We start from the raw sequence: 14787 nt of genomic DNA, 5'->3' as shown, positions 1-14787 counted from the left end.
CTCAAAATTAGCCATCGGGGATTTAATGAGTGAACACAGCCATGATGGCCGGGGGTTTGTCGGGCACATAACGATCGTCCCTGGGCACGTCAAAGCCCGCGCCAAGGCCACCACCCAGGGCGGTCACCAGCTCGGCATGGGCGCTCAGGCGTGCAGCCTGGACTTGCTGCTGAATTTGCTGCTGTTTGAACAACAGGGTTTGCGCGTTCAGCACATTGAGGTAATCGGTCAGCCCGCGCTGGAAAGCGACCATGGCGATGTCGTAGGTTTTTTGCGCAGCGTCCACCGACTCGGCGGCGAACACCTGCTGTTTGTCCATCGACTCGCGCTTGATCAACTGATCGGAAATACCCTTGAGCGCATTCACCAGCGTCTGGTTGTACTTGGCCACGGCCATGTCATACCCACCAGAAGCCACTCCCAGTTCCGAGCGCAAACGACCGCCATCGAAAATTGGCAGCGAAATTGCCGGGCCGACGTTGTAGTTGAGTTTCTTGCCGGTCAAAAAGCCCAGCGCACTGCCACCAGTGGCCATAAAGCCGATGCTGCCCACCAGGTCCACGTTGGGGTAGAAACCGGCGTGCGCCACATCAATGCCCCGGGCCTGGGCAGCCACTTCCCAGCGGCTGGCAACCACGTCCGGGCGCTGGCCCAGCAGTTGCGCCGGCAAGGCTGATGGCAGCTTCAGCGCGGTGTTCAACGCCAGGGTCGGACGCTTGAGCCGTGCGCCTTCGCCCGGACCTTTACCGGCCAACGCCGCAAGCTGGTTGCGGGTCAGGGCTATTTCTTCTTCCTGGGCATCGATCTGGCGATGGATCTCGGGCAGCGGCGCTTGCGCCTGACTGACTTCAAAATGGGTACCAATACCACCGTCCAGACGTTTCTGCGCCAGCTCAAGAATCTGCTCTTGCTGATGCAGGGTCGATTCGACGATATCGAGCTGGGCGTAATGCAGCGACAACTGGATATAGGCGCGAATCACGTTGTTCTGCAATTCGAGCTGGGCCTGGCGCCCTTCAGCGACGCTCATATGGGCCATGTCCACGGCCTGCTCGGTGGCATTGCTTTCGCGGCCCCACAGGTCGAGGGCGAAGCTGAAGCCCAGCGCGGCGTTGTTGTCCCAGGTCGTGGAGTTGTCCAGCGCGCCCGGGCCATAGAATTGATCCGACGGCCAGTTGTGCCGTTTGAGGGTCGATTCGCCATCGATTTGCAGTGACTCGGCCGACTCGGCAACCCCCGCCATCGCCCTGGCCTGACGCACTCGTGCAGCGGCCATGGCCATGCTTGGGCTACCCTGTACAGCCATACTGATCCATTGATCCAGTTGTGGGTCGCCGTAAGCGTGCCACCATTGGGCTTTGGGCCAGTTCGCGTCTTTCGCGGCGCTTTCAATCGCCTCGTCGGTGGCCAGGGTATTGGCAGGCAACATCGCGTCTTTGGGACCGATGCCACCAAAACCAATGCAGCCGTTTAATGCTAACGATAAAGCCAGAACACTGAGGGCTTTAAGCTCTCTGCTGATGCGACGCTGCACTGCTGCAAATTCCTGAAAAGGAGGGGGGAGGCTTGAGGTAGAGAAGTCTATGGCCTGGCAGGCGCAACGATAAGCGGGCATAAATGTGAATCTTTATTACCGTTCTTGGGATAATCCGTTGGTCGAATGAAAACCTCCCTGTAAACCCTGAAACTTCATGTCACAATTTGTCGCTGTTGGTTGTCGTTGTCCCCTATATCGCCCCTTGAGAGCACTTCATGGACACTTTGCAAAATATGCGCGCCTTCAGTTGCGTGGCCGAAGCCGGAAGCTTCACCGCTGCGGCAGCCATGCTGGACACCACTACCGCCAACGTTTCGCGGGCGGTGTCCAACCTTGAGGCCCATCTGCAAACCCGCTTGCTTAACCGTACTACCCGGCGCATCGCCCTGACCGAGGCCGGCAAACGTTACTTATTGCGTTGCGAACAGATTCTGGCTTATGTCGAAGAAGCCGAAGCCGAAGCCAGCGACGCTCACTCGCGCCCCGCAGGCCAGTTGAAAGTGCACACCATGACCGGCATCGGTCAGCACTTCGTGATCGACGCCATTGCCCGCTACCGCAAGGTCCACCCGGATGTGACCTTCGACCTGACCCTGGCCAACCGTGTACCGGACCTGCTCAACGAGGGCTACGACGTATCCATCGTGCTGGCCAGCGAGCTGCCGGATTCAGGCTTTGTGTCCCAGCGCCTGGGCATCACCTACAGCATCGTGTGTGCCTCGCCCGCCTATGTGAAAGCCAACGGCACCGCCCTCAAGCCCAGCGACCTGCTTAACCATGCCTGCCTGCGCCTGGTCAGCCCGGTGATTGCCCTGGATAAATGGGTGTTCGAAGGCCCGGAAGGCCAAGAGATGGTGCTGATCAATTCCTCGCCGTTTCTGGTCAACTCCGCCGATGCGATGAAAACCGCGATCACCAGCGGCATGGGCGTCGGCGTGTTGCCGGTGTATGCCGCTATCGAAGGCCTGCGCAACGGCACGCTGGTACGCATGCTGCCCAAGTACCGCTCGCAGGAACTGAACCTGTACGCCATCTATCCGTCACGCCAGTACCTGGATGCCAAGATCAAGACCTGGGTCGAGTATTTGAAAAGCTCGTTGCCGGAGATTCTGGCGGCGCACCAGAGCGAGCTGGCGACGTACAGCTGATCCCCTCCAGCCCTTGTGGGGGCAGGCAGGCCCGCTCCCACACACGCCTTGTGCATATCAGGCGCTGAATCCGCCATCCACCATCAGGCTGGCACCGGTGATATAGCCACTTTCCGGCCCTGCCAGATAAGCGACAAAGCTGGCAATCTCTTCTGCCGTACCATAGCGTCCTACCGCCATCAACGGTATGAGGCTCTCGGCAAACTCGCCTGAAGCCGGATTCATGTCGGTGTCCACCGGCCCCGGCTGCACGTTATTGATGGTAATACCGCGCGGCCCCAGATCGCGGGCCAGGCCTTTGGTCAACCCCACCAGTGCAGCCTTGCTCATGGCATACGGCCCGCCGCCAGCGAACGGCATGCGCTCGGCGTTTGTGCTGCCTATGTTGATGATGCGCCCGCCTGAGGTCATGTGCCTGGCAGCAGCCTGGGTGGCGACAAAAACGCTGCGCACGTTGATGGCCAGGGTGCGGTCGAAGTCCTCCAGGCTGAAATCCTCCAGCGGCCCAACGGCCAGTACGCCTGCGTTGTTAACCAGAATATCCAGACGCCCGAACGCTTTGCGGGTGGCGTCAACCGCGTCCCGAATTGCCTGGGCATCAGCGCTGTCGGCGTGAATCGCCAACGCTTTGCTGCCACTGGCAATCAAGCTGTTTTGCAGGTCCTGTGCCTTGCTTGCAGAACTGACGTAAGTGAAGGCAACCGCTGCGCCCTGGGCTGCCAGACGCTTGACGATCGCCGCGCCGATGCCTCGTGAACCGCCCTGGATCAAGGCGACTTTACCGTGAAGGTTTGAAGTACTCATGTGCAACTCCCGATGCTGCAAGGCCCGATGCCTTGGCAATGAAGCCGAGTATTAACCTCGCCCGGCAAACCGGGTAGACCGTGATTGCTATAGTCTGTGTAAACCAAAAGTTGTGAATGGCGACCATGGAAAGTTTTAGCAGTATCGAATGTTTCATTCGCAGCGCAGAAGTCGGCAGCTTTGCTGAAGCAGCCCGTCGACTGAGCCTGACACCGGCGGCAGTGGGCAAAAGTGTTGCCAAACTCGAGAGCCGGGTCGGTGTGCGCTTGTTCCAGCGCAGCACCCGTCGCCTGACCCTGACCGAAGCTGGCAAGTTGTTTTTGGCGGAGGTGGGGCCAAGCCTGACGACCATTCAGAACGCAGTGGCGAACCTTGCCAGCGCCGAAGGCCGACCCGTGGGCACACTCAAAGTCAGCATGGGCGTACTCACCGGCGTGATGTACATCGTGCCGCTGCTGGGCGAATTTTTACGCCGTTATCCGGAAATCACTCCCGACTGGCACTTTGATAACCGCCAGATCGACCTGATCGGCCAAGGCTTCGACGCGGCCATCGGTGGCGGCTTCGAGCTGCCGCAAGGTGTGGTGGCGCGCAGGTTGACGCCAGCCCACCGCGTACTGGTCGCGTCTGGCGACTACCTGGCGCAACACCCGGCCATCCTGACCCCCGTCGACCTGGAGCACTGCTACGGCATTTTGATCCGTTCCCCGCAAACCGGCCGCGTGCGCACCTGGCAACTGACCAGTCGTACCCGTGAACAAGCGCCCTTGAGCCTCAAGGCACGTATGACCATGAGCGACTCCCAGGCCGCCTGCGTTGCCGCATCCCAAGGCCTTGGAGTAGCTTTGGTGAGCATGCCCTTTGCCGTTCCCTACCTGCGCAGCGGCGAACTGCAGCGCGTCCTGGCTGACTGGTATGTCGACGACGGCAATATTTCGATCTACTACGCCGAACACAAACTGTTACCCGGGAAAACCCGGGTTTTTGTCGACTTCATCATCGAGCAGTTCGGCGAGCAGGAGCTGGCACGGCGCTTTAGCGCGATCTGAACACGCAGGGGCGCTGCAATAATCGGCAATGAATGTTAGCGTGCTTACATTCCCGACAGCCGATGAGCCTTGTTCCGATGAGCCTTTCCAGCACAAAAAAAACCGTACTCGCCTTCAGCCGTGTCACCCCTGCGATGATCGAGCGCCTGCAGCAGGACTTCAATGTCATCGCGCCCAACCCCAAGCTGGGCGATATCAATGCCCAATTCGATGAGGCGCTGCCGCATGCCCACGGCTTGATCGGCGTCGGTCGCAAGCTGGGCCGCAAGCAGCTGGAAAATGCAAGGCAACTGGAAGTGGTCTCCAGCGTATCGGTGGGCTACGACAACTACGATGTCGACTACTTCAACGAGCGCGGCATCATGCTCACCAATACCCCGGACGTGCTGACCGAAAGCACCGCCGACCTGGGGTTTACCCTGATCATGAGCAGCGCCCGCCGCGTAGCGGAGCTGGATGCCTGGACCAAGGCCGGCGAGTGGAAAGCCAGCGTGCCGCCCGCCCTGTTTGGCAGCGATGTATATGGCAAGACCCTGGGTATCGTCGGCATGGGCAATATCGGCGCGGCCGTGGCACGTCGTGGCCGCTTGGGGTTCAACATGCCAATCCTGTACAGCGGCAACAGCCGCAAGACCGGGCTTGAACAAGAACTCGGCGCACAGTTCCGCAGCCTGGACCAGCTCCTTGCAGAGTCTGATTTCGTGTGTCTGGTGGTGCCACTCAGCGAGAAAACAAAACACCTGATCAGCCAGCGCGAACTGGGCCTGATGAAAAAAAGTGCAATCCTGGTGAATATCTCCCGTGGCCCGGTGGTTGACGAGGCTGCGCTGATCGAAGCCCTGCAGAACGGCACCATCCGTGGCGCGGGCCTGGACGTTTATGAGAAGGAGCCGTTGAGCGAATCACCGCTGTTCCAGCTCAAGAATGCGGTCACCCTGCCCCATATCGGTTCAGCCACCCACGAAACCCGCGAGGCCATGGCTAACCGTGCTCTGGCCAACCTGCGCAGCGCCTTGCTGGGCGAGCGCCCGCAGGATCTGGTCAACCCGCAGGTGTTCAAGGGCTGATCGTTTTTTGCCTTTAACTGTGTACTGCTCTCACGCCATCCTGGTTTGCAGCGCCGCAGGCTTGGGCTTGCGAAACACCAGCACGTTACCCAGCATCACCAGCACCAGCCCGGCCAACGCCGGGGTGGTCCACTGGTAGCCTTCGGCAAAAGCCGAGACGTTAAGCGCCACCAACGGAAACAGTACCGTGCAATAAGCCGCGCGCTCCGGCCCCATGCGCCCGACCAAAGTCAGGTACGCCGTAAAACCGATCACCGAACCCGGTATCACCAGATACAGCAGTGAGCCGATATAACGCGTGTTCCATTCCATATCGAACGGGATGCCGCTAACCGCGCAGTACAGCGCCAGCATGCCTGCGCCATAGAACATGCCCCAGGCATTGGTGGTCAGCGGCTTGAGCCCGGCCTTCTGTTGCAAACTCGACAGCATGTTGCCCGCCGAAAAACACAGGGTGCCGATCAACGCCAGGCCCAGGCCAAGCAAGATATGCGGTGTAGCGGTATGCCCGCTCAACTCCGGCCAGAACAGCAAGCCCAGCCCGAACAGCCCCAAGGCCCCACCGGCGATGACATTACTGGCGATTTTCTGCTTGAAGAAAATCCGCGCATTCAGTGCATTCCATAGCGTGGCAGTAGAAAACACTACCGCAATCAACCCCGTGGTCACCCACTGACTGGCGGTAAGGAAACACATAAAGTTGACGCAAAACAGGCACAGCCCCTGAGCCAGGCAAATCAAATGCCCGCGCCGGTTCATCACCTGCAATTTGCGGCTAAGCAACAACACGGCAAACAGCACCAGCGCCGCCAGGCCAAAGCGATAAACGATGGACACAGGTATGGCTACCACCCCCAGTTGCAGCTTCAGGGCAATCCAGGTGGTGCCCCAGATCAGCACGGTCAATACATACAAAAACAGATTCATGGCGCACTCCAGACAATGGCTTGCAGTCTGTGCCCAGGCTTGTGCGCGCGCTTGCAGATTCTTGCGCTTTTGTTGGCCTGGGGCTGGCAGCCGGGACGCGACGGAGTAGGATGCAAAGCGTTGGAGAACTGACCATGCACACACTGCAATCCCTGCAAGTCTTTCAAGCCATGGGCCGCTCGCCCAATGCACGGTTGGAGCACAGCGCCGAGCTGGGCGACGGCATGGCTGCGGCCATGTGGAGCAATCACCACGACACCCGCGACTACGAAGCGCCGACCCACCACACCCTGTCGTGTTACCTCTCAGGGGGCACCGGCACCTTTCGTCGCGAGACGCCCGCAGCCAAAGGTGCGCCGGGCAAGCTTTGCGTGCTGCCTGCCGGGCACCGGTCGGCGTGGGTGATCAATGGCGAGATTCGCCTGGCCCATGTGTATGTCAGCCAGGAGCAGTTTGCCCTGGGCTGCATCGCCCTGCTCGATCGCGAACCACGGGAACTGCAATTGCGTGAAATCACCTTTGAGGATGACGAGCAGCAAACCCGGCGCTTTCACCAACTGATCAGCATGAACTGGGAAGAACCCGGCGAGCGCCTGCTCACCAGCAGCATGGCCAGCGCCCTGCTCGACCATGCCGTGCTATCCCAGGTGGGTTTGCGTGATGGATTGCAACTCAAGGGCGGGCTGGCGGCCTACCAACGGCGCCAGTTGATCGACTCTATCGAGCACCAATTGGCCGAGCCGCTAAGCATCGGCCAACTGGCGGGGCAGTGTGCGCTGTCGCCGTATCACTTTGCGCGCATGTTTCGCCAAAGCTTCGGCGTGCCGCCCCATCAATACCTGCTGGCCCGGCGTCTGGCTCGCGCCCGCCACTTGCTGCGCAACAGCACCCTGGCGGTGGGCGATGTAGCGCTGGCCTGCGGCTTCGCCAGCGCCAGCCACTTTGCCAACCGCTTCAAGCAAAGCCTGGGCGGGACGCCGGGGGAGTATCGGGCGGTGTTTAAGTAATCAACGCCTATTCATATTCAAGTAGGTTCAGAACGTTTGAACATAATATTGAAAATACGTTGCCCATAAAGACCAACTGCCAAACCAAGCACAATCAGAACCACTGCCAGTAATTTATTAAACGGCACACTTTCGTTGAATATTAAAACCGATCCGAGCATGCCGAAGATCGGAACCAACAACGACAGTGGCGCTACGGTTGAAACCGGGTACGTCTTGAGTAGCGAGTTCCAAATCCAGTAGGCAAACAGGGTATTGGGATAAACCTGAAACAGAATCGACAGCACCGCTGTCGTGTCGACCTGGTTGACGAATGTGACATACCCGGAGCTGCCGTTAACCGCGTAGTCGAGAGCGAACAGAGGAATCGGCGAAAAGGCGCTGGACCAGACCAGAAAGCCGAAGACATCCTTGGTACTGGCCTTTTTGTTGATGATATTGGCGACGCTCCACGAGGCCGCGCCAACCAGCACCAGACACACGCCTGACAGGCTTACTGAGCCATCGCTGACCATGATGATGCACGTAAGCCCGACAAGTGCGATCAGCATGCCCAGCACTTGAAAGCGTGTAAGCGCTTCCTTGAACACCCATCCACCCAACAGGATGGTGAAGAATGCGCTGAACTGAAGCACCAGCGAGGCGATACCTGCCGAGAGTCCTGCCTTGATACCCAGATTTACGATACCCCACAGGCCGATGCCGAACAGCAGCCCGTAACCAATGATGTACCGCCAGGGCACATCGGGCTTGCGGATAAAGAAAATCGCTGGCAACGCACAGAGACTGAAGCGGATGCCCGCAAGAATAAACGGATCTACGGTTGCCAACCCCAGCTTGATTACCGAGAAGTTGACACCCCAGATTGCCGTGATCAATACAGCCAATACTACGTGTAGTGGTTTCATTGATGAGTAGCCTTCGTGGTGGTGGGCGAGGCCTTGCATGACTGGTATTGCGCAGGAGATAGCGCAGAGAAGTGGTTGATAACAGGTGCGAGAAGAGCCCGCACCTGTTGATTTTTCGACTTCGTAGCTTTGAAGGAGTTAGAGGGTCAACTTAAAGCGTTATTAGTGACATTTCCTTATTTCTTGTAGGAAGTCAGAGACACCTAAAAACAGGACAAAGTCGTTAAAACTCCAGCGTACTGGAGAAGGTCAACTGCCGCGCATCACCCATGGAAACAAATGTACGGCTGGCCGCCGAGGTGTAATAGGTGCGGTCAAACAGGTTTTTGACGTTGGCCTGGAACTTGACCTTCTGCCCTTCGATCCGGGTGTCGTAGGTAGCGAACGCATCCGCCACGGTATAGCCCGGCAGGTCGAAATCGTTCAGTGCATCCCCTGCCCGTTCGCCCACATAACGGGCCCCCGCGCCCACTCGCAGCTTGTTGTCGCCGCCGACGATGCTGCCAAAGTCATACACCGCTGACAGCGAACCGCTGTTTTTAGCCACGTTCTGCAAGCGCATACCCTGGTAGGTGGTGTCTTTGGTCACTTCGGCATCGGTCCAGGCATAGCTGCCGATCAGGCTCCAGTTGTCGCTCAACTGGCCGCTGACATCCAGTTCCAGCCCACGCGAACGGACTTCACCTGCCGCTGAGTAGGCGGTGACGTCGTCCACGGTGGAGGACACCAGTACATTGCGCTTTTTGATGTCGTACAGGGCCACCGTACCGGTGATACGCCCCGGAATATCAAGCTTGGCGCCCAGCTCCCAGGATTTTGACTGCTCCGGCGCAATGGCCGAATCCAGCACCACCCCACCGGTCAGAGGTGCGATCGTGGAGTTGGGTTTGAATGATTCGGTGTAGCTGCCATAAAACGACAGTTCATCGGTGTAGCGGTATACCAGTCCGGCTCGAGGAACCCACTTTACACCGTTGGTGTCAGTGTTGACCTTGAACGGAATGGCTTTGCCGGCCAACTGATCGTATTTTTGAAAGCGTGCGCCAGCCACCAGAATCCATTGGTCGGTCAGGTGAATGGAGTCCTGGGCAAACAATGAATCGCTGCGCAGCAAGTCGGTCTGGTTGCTGTCACTGGCGCTGACCGTAGTACCGGCAACTTCATTGCCATACACCGGGTTGTCATAATAGAACTTGGATATGCTGTCCTGACGGATCAGATCGGCGCGATAGATTTTGCGGTACTCGTCATCGAAGCCGAACACCAGGTCATGCTGCATGCCCGCGGCCTGCACCTTGCCCTGCAGGCTGACGGTGGAAAAACGGTCAGTGGTGATGGCATTTTTGGTGCCGTCCATTTTACGGGTCAGGGAACCATCAGCATTGACCTTGGTGACACGCACCTGACTGGCATCGTAGGTTTCGCGGTTCCAGCTGTAGCCGAAATGGGCTTTCCAGTCGTCGTTAAGGTCGTGATCGACTTCAAGGCGATACAGGTCCGAGCGCCCTTCCATATTATTGAACGGCTCATCCAGCCGCCGTGTGGCCGGGATATCCAGCGGATGGTTGGTGGCCGGGTTGATCGCCGTGCCCCGGTCGAAGGGGGTCAGGAATTCGCGGTGTTCATAAGCCAACAACACCTGGGTGTTGTCGCCATACCAGGCCAGCGACGGGGCAATCAGTGTTTCACGATGCACACCGAAATTGCGCCAGTAATCTTCGTCTTCGTGGTCGATGATCATCCGGTACGCCAGCCCCGAATCACCCAGCGGGCCGGTGCTGTCCAGACTGCCGCCGCTGCCGTTCTTGCCGGAACCATAGGTGGAGCCGCGCACGGTCAGCGCGTTGTACTGCTCCAGCTGTGGCTTTTTGCTGACCACGTTGACCACCCCGCCCGGGTCCTGAATCCCGTAGAGCAACGAAGCTGGCCCCTTGAGCACTTCGACCCGCTCGGTGGTGGCATTCATCGCCCGGCCCTGCACCAGCGGCATGCCATCGCGCATGATCGAACCGTCGCGGTTGTCACCAAAACCGCGCTTCATTACCGAGTCCTGGGTGCTGCCCAGCGTGTTGCCCTGGGTGATGCCGCTGACGTTGTTCAGGGCGTCATCCAGATTGCGCGGTGCCTGGTCGCGAATCACTTGGGCGGCGACCACGTTGACGGTCTGCGGGATCTCCATGTTCGATCCTGTGCCGCGCATGACTGATGTATTCGCGGGTGGCTGATAGCTGGTGTCAATTGCTGCCTGCGAGGTGATGCTGGTAGCGCCCAGATTCAGGGCACCTGCCATGGGCTGGGGTTCGAGGGCAAAGGTATTGGCATCGGTACGACGCACCGTGAGGCCCGACTGCGCGAGCAGACGTTGCAAGGCCTGATCCGCGCTCATATGGCCTTTGATCGCAGGGGCTTGCAGGCCAAAGGGCGCTTCATCGGTGTAGACCACGCTAAGGCCGGTAAGGCGGGAAAAATCGTTCAGGGCCTGGGGCAGCGGTTTGGCCGGCTGGTTGAAATCGAACATCGCGGCGACCTGCTGTTGCGTGGCCTCGTCTGCGATTGCCACGCACAGCGGACTCAGCGCCAGTCCCGCCATCAAAAAAGCAGAAGCGCCCAACCACTGTTTCACCGAACTTGCCCTGGACTTCATGCTCATGACCTGTGTGTCGACTCGATACGGAATACGAATTTTTCGCATTTTCAAGCACTACACGGATGGGGGTGGGGGTTACCTCACCTGCGGTTGAAAAATAATTGGGTGTTTAACCCTTTTCCCTCACCCCAGCCCTCTCCCAGAGGGAGAGGGGGCCAATTGGGGGATGCTTGAGACTTTCTGCAATCTGAAGGTAATACATCGAATCTGTAATCGAATCGGCCGGCTCCCTCTCCCTCCCGGAGGGAGAGGAAATCAATTGGGAGATGCTTGAGACTTTCTGCAATCTGAAGGTAATACATCGAATCTGTAATCGAATCGGCCGGCTCCCTCTCCCTCCCGGAGGGAGAGGAAGTCAATTGGGAGATGCTTGAGATTTTCTGCAATCTGAAGTTATTACATCGAATCTGGAATCGACTCGGTCGGCCCCCTCTCCCTCCGGGAGAGGGTTGGGGTGAGGGGAGCAGTCAGCGCAAAACAATCAGCCCAAACATCTTGTGCTGTTCAAACCCCAGCACGCCTTGCAACGAGTTGAGCACTGCCTGCGGGTCTTTGCTCGGGAAACTGCCGCTGATGCGCTGTGCACCCAACTGGCTATCAAGCAACAGTATCTGCCCAGGGTAGTAACGCTTGAGATCCGCCACCACATCGGCCAGCGGCGTCTTGTAATAGGTCAGCCAGCCCGAGCGCCAACCCAGTCGGGCCTGGCTGTCGACGCGATGCAGCGTATCGGTCACGCCAGCGTCGTAGGCCAACTGCTGATCCGCAGTAAGAACCTGCTGCGTTCCATCCTTGCTGGCCTTGACCCCTACCCGCCCGGACAACACCGTCACCTGCGCACCACCCGGTTGCAGGCGCACTTCAAATTCAGTGCCCAATACCCGCGCTTCGCCGCCTTGGGCATCCACAACAAATGGCTCGCCGGTATGGGTGACATGAAAAAACGCCACGCCACGGCGCAACTGCACATGCCGCTCGCCACCGCTGAAGTTCACCGCAATGGCACTGTCGGCATCGAGGGTGACCTGTGATTTATCGGCCAGCACCAGCGTACGCACTTGCCCCGGTGCGCTGACATAATCAGCCCCAAGATCATCCACCCACCGCGCGGGCTGCCAACCGGCAATCACGCCGACCATCATCAGCAAGCATGCCGCAACGGCCAGCCCGCCGGACCAGTGCCACAGGCGGCTACGTCGGGATGTGTTCATCGCGTTCAGATACCCCTGCATCACCAGGGCTTCTTCGGCCGCCAGGGTGCTGCCCGCCACTTCGCTCAGTTCCCACACCACTTGCGCCTGGGCATAAGCCTCAGCATGGGCAGGATCGGCCTGCAGCCAGCGGCTGAAAGTGGCCTGATCACCGCTGTCGGGCTGATCGTGCAACACGCTGAGCCATGCCAGCGCGGTGCACTCCTGCTCGGGGGTGACGGGGATTTTCGAATGGCTGCTCACAACGCTGTCCCTGATGGCGGTTCACGCAAACTGGCCTTGCAGGCCTCAAGGGCGCGCATCATATGTTTTTCGACGGCACTTTGGGACACGCCCATGACCTTGGCGATCTCGGCATAGGTGCGACCGTGAATCCGGTTGAGCAAAAAGATATGCCGCGTGCGCTCGGGCAAACCGCGCAAGGCCGCCTCGACCTGACGCAAATCATTGCCCGCCTCCAGTGCCGCTTGCGGTTCGCTGCTTCGTGCATCCACCTCCGGCTGCCAGTGCTGGCTGGCCCGCCCGCGAGTGCCTTCGCTGCGCAAATGGTCGATGGCGATATTGCCCGCGCAACGCAGCAAATAAGTGCTGAGTTCCTCAACTTGCACCAGCGGCCGACGCCAGAAACGCAGGAACAAGTCCTGGACCAGGTCGGCAGCCGTGGCCCGACAACCCACGCGGCGGCTCACCAGGGCTTCCATTTGCGGACGTTGGCTGAGAAACACCTGCAGAAAATGCGCCCGTCCATGGCGCGGTTCGCTAGCGGGGCCATCCTTGAGTTCGGGCGGGGTCATGGACATCGGTGCGCAGGTCAAAAAGGAAAGCGATACTAATGATAAATATTCTCATATGCAAAAGCAGATGACGGCCAGTACCCACAACATTGATCAGTGGTAATTGCTCAATGCAATCAGCCACCTCTACAATGCGAACAATTCTTGTTCTCTAAAGCGTTTTCAGCGCAGCTGGAGTGGTCGTTGCCGCAGTCAAACACCGTCGAGGTTCTGTATCAGGACCACCACAGCTGGCTCACGGGCTGGTTGCGGCGCAAGCTGGGCTGCCCGCAGAGTGCCGCCGACCTGGCCCAGGACACCTTTATGCGGCTGCTGACCGCTCGCGAAACCCCAACCCTGAACGAACCCCGGGCTTTTTTGACCGTGGTCGCCAAGCGTGTGCTGTTCAATCACTACCGCCGCCAGGATCTGGAACGCGCTTATCTGCAGGCACTCGCCGAGATGCCAGAGCTGGTTGCGCCCAGCGAAGAAGAGCGGGCAATCATTCTGCAAACCCTGATGGAGCTGGACCAGTTGCTCGATGGCCTGCCCTCCCCGGTTAAACGGACCTTTTTGCTGGCCCAGATCGATGGCCTGAGCCATGCCCAAATCGGTGCCCGGCTGGGCGTTTCGGTGGCCACGGTCAAACGCCACTTGAGCAAGGCAGCCCTGCGCTGCTACTTCGCCCTGTGAACGGCGCGTTCAATGCACCAGCGGACATAGGTTCCGCCGTCGCCGAGCAAGCCGTAAGCTGGCTGATCGAAATGCAGGAAGGTGCCCTCAGCCCACAGCGTCAGCAGGTATGGGAACACTGGTTGCAGGCCCATAGTGAACACCAGCGGGCCTGGGATCATATTCAGCGGATCAACCAGCGCTTGCGCGGCCTGTCGTCGCCGCTGGCCCACGCGGCCCTTAATGCGCCGAAAAGCAGCAGTCGCCGCCAGGCCCTGAAGCTACTGCTGTTGTTGGGCGCAGGGTCCGCGCTGACCTATGGCTTGCGTGATCAACTGCCCATCACCCCGCTACTGGCAGACTTCAGCAGCCCGGTGGGCCAGCGGCGCAAAGTGCAATTGCACGATGGCAGTCAGATCCAGCTCAACACCGCCAGTTCGATTGATGTGAAATTCGATGCTCAGCAGCGGGTAATCCGCCTGCTCGAAGGCGAAATACTGCTGACCGCAGCCCAGGATTCACGGCCCTTGCAGGTACTGACCGCCGACGGCAGCTTGCAGCCACAGGGCGCACGCCTGAATCTGCGTCAGTTCACCGACCGTACCGAGATCGCGGTATTTGATGGCCGGGTTGCGCTCACGCCCACGGCACACCCGGGCAGCCCGTTATGGGTTGAGCGCCATCAGCAACTGAGTTTCAACCGCCAGGCCTGGAACCCGCCACATCCGCTGGATGCCGGGAGCGGCGCCTGGACCGACGGCATGCTGGTAGCCGCCCATATGCGTCTGGCTGACTTTCTCGGTGAACTGGGCCGCTATCGTCGTGGCCAGCTCAACTGCGACCCGAAAGTCGCAGATTTGCTCATCTCCGGCACCTACCCGGTGGACGACAGTGAGCGGGTTCTGGACCTGCTCACGGTCAGCTTGCCGGTGCGGATCAAACGCTTTACCCGGTACTGGGTAACGGTAGAAGCAAGAGCCTGACCACACACCAAAACCCGCTCCCACAAGGGATCTGCATTAATTTCAAAAAAGATG

At 59.1% G+C, this 14787-nt stretch carries 13 protein-coding genes; 6 read left to right on the top strand and 7 right to left on the bottom strand.

Features of this window, described 5'->3' with window-relative positions; all coding sequences use genetic code 11:
* Window positions 1-22: 22 nt before the first annotated feature.
* The gene (locus ACZRMH_RS06115; RefSeq protein ID WP_464012638.1) at window positions 23-1534 is read right to left on the bottom strand and encodes an efflux transporter outer membrane subunit; all 1512 of its coding nucleotides are present in this window, start codon (window positions 1532-1534) and stop codon (window positions 23-25) included.
* Between the two features lie 218 nt (window positions 1535-1752).
* On the opposite strand from ACZRMH_RS06115, the gene ACZRMH_RS06110 reads away from it, so the two are divergent.
* The gene (locus ACZRMH_RS06110; protein WP_464012637.1) at window positions 1753-2685 is read left to right on the top strand and encodes a LysR family transcriptional regulator; all 933 of its coding nucleotides are present in this window, start codon (window positions 1753-1755) and stop codon (window positions 2683-2685) included.
* Window positions 2686-2742: 57 nt separating this feature from the next.
* Here ACZRMH_RS06110 and ACZRMH_RS06105 read toward each other — a convergent pair whose 3' ends face one another.
* Window positions 2743-3489, bottom strand: a complete 747-nt coding sequence (locus ACZRMH_RS06105) for a 3-oxoacyl-ACP reductase family protein (protein ID WP_464012636.1) — start codon at window positions 3487-3489, stop codon at window positions 2743-2745.
* A 125-nt stretch (window positions 3490-3614) separates the two neighbouring features.
* Here ACZRMH_RS06105 and ACZRMH_RS06100 point away from each other — a divergent pair, with 125 nt between their 5' ends.
* Together ACZRMH_RS06100 and ACZRMH_RS06095 are read left to right on the top strand one after the other, a co-directional pair.
* On the top strand, window positions 3615-4538 hold the full coding sequence (locus ACZRMH_RS06100) for a LysR family transcriptional regulator (protein ID WP_464012635.1): 924 nt from the start codon (window positions 3615-3617) through the stop codon (window positions 4536-4538).
* A gap of 77 nt (window positions 4539-4615) precedes the next feature.
* A complete protein-coding gene (locus tag ACZRMH_RS06095) occupies window positions 4616-5605 on the top strand; it encodes a 2-hydroxyacid dehydrogenase (RefSeq protein WP_464012634.1) in 990 nt (329 codons plus the stop codon).
* A 30-nt stretch (window positions 5606-5635) separates the two neighbouring features.
* On the opposite strand, the gene ACZRMH_RS06090 is transcribed toward ACZRMH_RS06095, so the two are convergent.
* A complete protein-coding gene (locus ACZRMH_RS06090) occupies window positions 5636-6532 on the bottom strand; it encodes a DMT family transporter (RefSeq protein ID WP_464012633.1) in 897 nt (298 codons plus the stop codon).
* 134 nt (window positions 6533-6666) lie between these two features.
* Here ACZRMH_RS06090 and ACZRMH_RS06085 point away from each other — a divergent pair, with 134 nt between their 5' ends.
* Window positions 6667-7539 carry a helix-turn-helix transcriptional regulator gene (locus tag ACZRMH_RS06085; RefSeq protein WP_464012632.1) on the top strand — a complete coding sequence of 291 codons (873 nt, stop codon included), beginning with the start codon at window positions 6667-6669 and terminating at the stop codon, window positions 7537-7539.
* A gap of 17 nt (window positions 7540-7556) precedes the next feature.
* Here the strand turns inward: ACZRMH_RS06085 and ACZRMH_RS06080 are convergent, their stop codons facing one another.
* The 4 genes from ACZRMH_RS06080 to ACZRMH_RS06065 all read right to left on the bottom strand — a co-directional run bounded on the left by ACZRMH_RS06080 (window position 7557) and on the right by ACZRMH_RS06065 (window position 13105).
* Window positions 7557-8447 carry an EamA family transporter gene (locus tag ACZRMH_RS06080; protein WP_464012795.1) on the bottom strand — a complete coding sequence of 297 codons (891 nt, stop codon included), beginning with the start codon at window positions 8445-8447 and terminating at the stop codon, window positions 7557-7559.
* 223 nt (window positions 8448-8670) lie between these two features.
* Window positions 8671-11091, bottom strand: a complete 2421-nt coding sequence (locus ACZRMH_RS06075; protein ID WP_464012631.1) for a TonB-dependent siderophore receptor — start codon at window positions 11089-11091, stop codon at window positions 8671-8673.
* A gap of 470 nt (window positions 11092-11561) precedes the next feature.
* Entirely contained in the window at window positions 11562-12548 is a 987-nt protein-coding gene (locus tag ACZRMH_RS06070) for a FecR family protein (RefSeq protein ID WP_464012630.1), read from the bottom strand.
* Window positions 12545-13105, bottom strand: coding sequence for an RNA polymerase sigma factor (locus tag ACZRMH_RS06065; protein WP_464012629.1), 561 nt, complete (start codon window positions 13103-13105; stop codon window positions 12545-12547). Before ACZRMH_RS06065 ends, ACZRMH_RS06070 begins: the two co-directional genes overlap by 4 nt.
* 177 nt (window positions 13106-13282) lie before the next feature.
* Between ACZRMH_RS06065 and ACZRMH_RS06060 the strand changes: the two genes are divergently transcribed.
* Together ACZRMH_RS06060 and ACZRMH_RS06055 are read left to right on the top strand one after the other, a co-directional pair.
* A complete protein-coding gene (locus tag ACZRMH_RS06060; protein ID WP_464012628.1) occupies window positions 13283-13771 on the top strand; it encodes a sigma-70 family RNA polymerase sigma factor in 489 nt (162 codons plus the stop codon).
* Window positions 13768-14733 (top strand): FecR domain-containing protein, encoded by a 966-nt coding sequence (locus tag ACZRMH_RS06055; protein ID WP_464012627.1) that lies wholly within the window; start codon window positions 13768-13770, stop codon window positions 14731-14733. The genes ACZRMH_RS06060 and ACZRMH_RS06055 overlap by 4 nt, the downstream gene beginning before the upstream one ends.
* Window positions 14734-14787: the final 54 nt, after the last annotated feature.

It is taken from the genome of Pseudomonas sp. B414 (assembly GCF_055408445.1).
Note: the sequence above shows the minus strand (reverse complement) of the source record. Positions and strands in the feature narration are given on the sequence as shown.

What these genes read in the sequence shown, in the direction of transcription:
- ACZRMH_RS06110 (WP_464012637.1), top strand. Translation starts at nt 1,753, where the DNA reads ATGGACACTTTGCAAAATATGCGCGCCTTCAGTTGCGTGGCCGAAGCC.
- ACZRMH_RS06105 (WP_464012636.1), bottom strand. Translation starts at nt 3,489, where the DNA reads ATGAGTACTTCAAACCTTCACGGTAAAGTCGCCTTGATCCAGGGCGGT.
- ACZRMH_RS06100 (WP_464012635.1), top strand. Translation starts at nt 3,615, where the DNA reads ATGGAAAGTTTTAGCAGTATCGAATGTTTCATTCGCAGCGCAGAAGTC.
- ACZRMH_RS06095 (WP_464012634.1), top strand. Translation starts at nt 4,616, where the DNA reads ATGAGCCTTTCCAGCACAAAAAAAACCGTACTCGCCTTCAGCCGTGTC.
- ACZRMH_RS06090 (WP_464012633.1), bottom strand. Translation starts at nt 6,532, where the DNA reads ATGAATCTGTTTTTGTATGTATTGACCGTGCTGATCTGGGGCACCACC.
- ACZRMH_RS06085 (WP_464012632.1), top strand. Translation starts at nt 6,667, where the DNA reads ATGCACACACTGCAATCCCTGCAAGTCTTTCAAGCCATGGGCCGCTCG.
- ACZRMH_RS06080 (WP_464012795.1), bottom strand. Translation starts at nt 8,447, where the DNA reads ATGAAACCACTACACGTAGTATTGGCTGTATTGATCACGGCAATCTGG.
- ACZRMH_RS06075 (WP_464012631.1), bottom strand. Translation starts at nt 11,091, where the DNA reads ATGAAGTCCAGGGCAAGTTCGGTGAAACAGTGGTTGGGCGCTTCTGCT.
- ACZRMH_RS06065 (WP_464012629.1), bottom strand. Translation starts at nt 13,105, where the DNA reads ATGTCCATGACCCCGCCCGAACTCAAGGATGGCCCCGCTAGCGAACCG.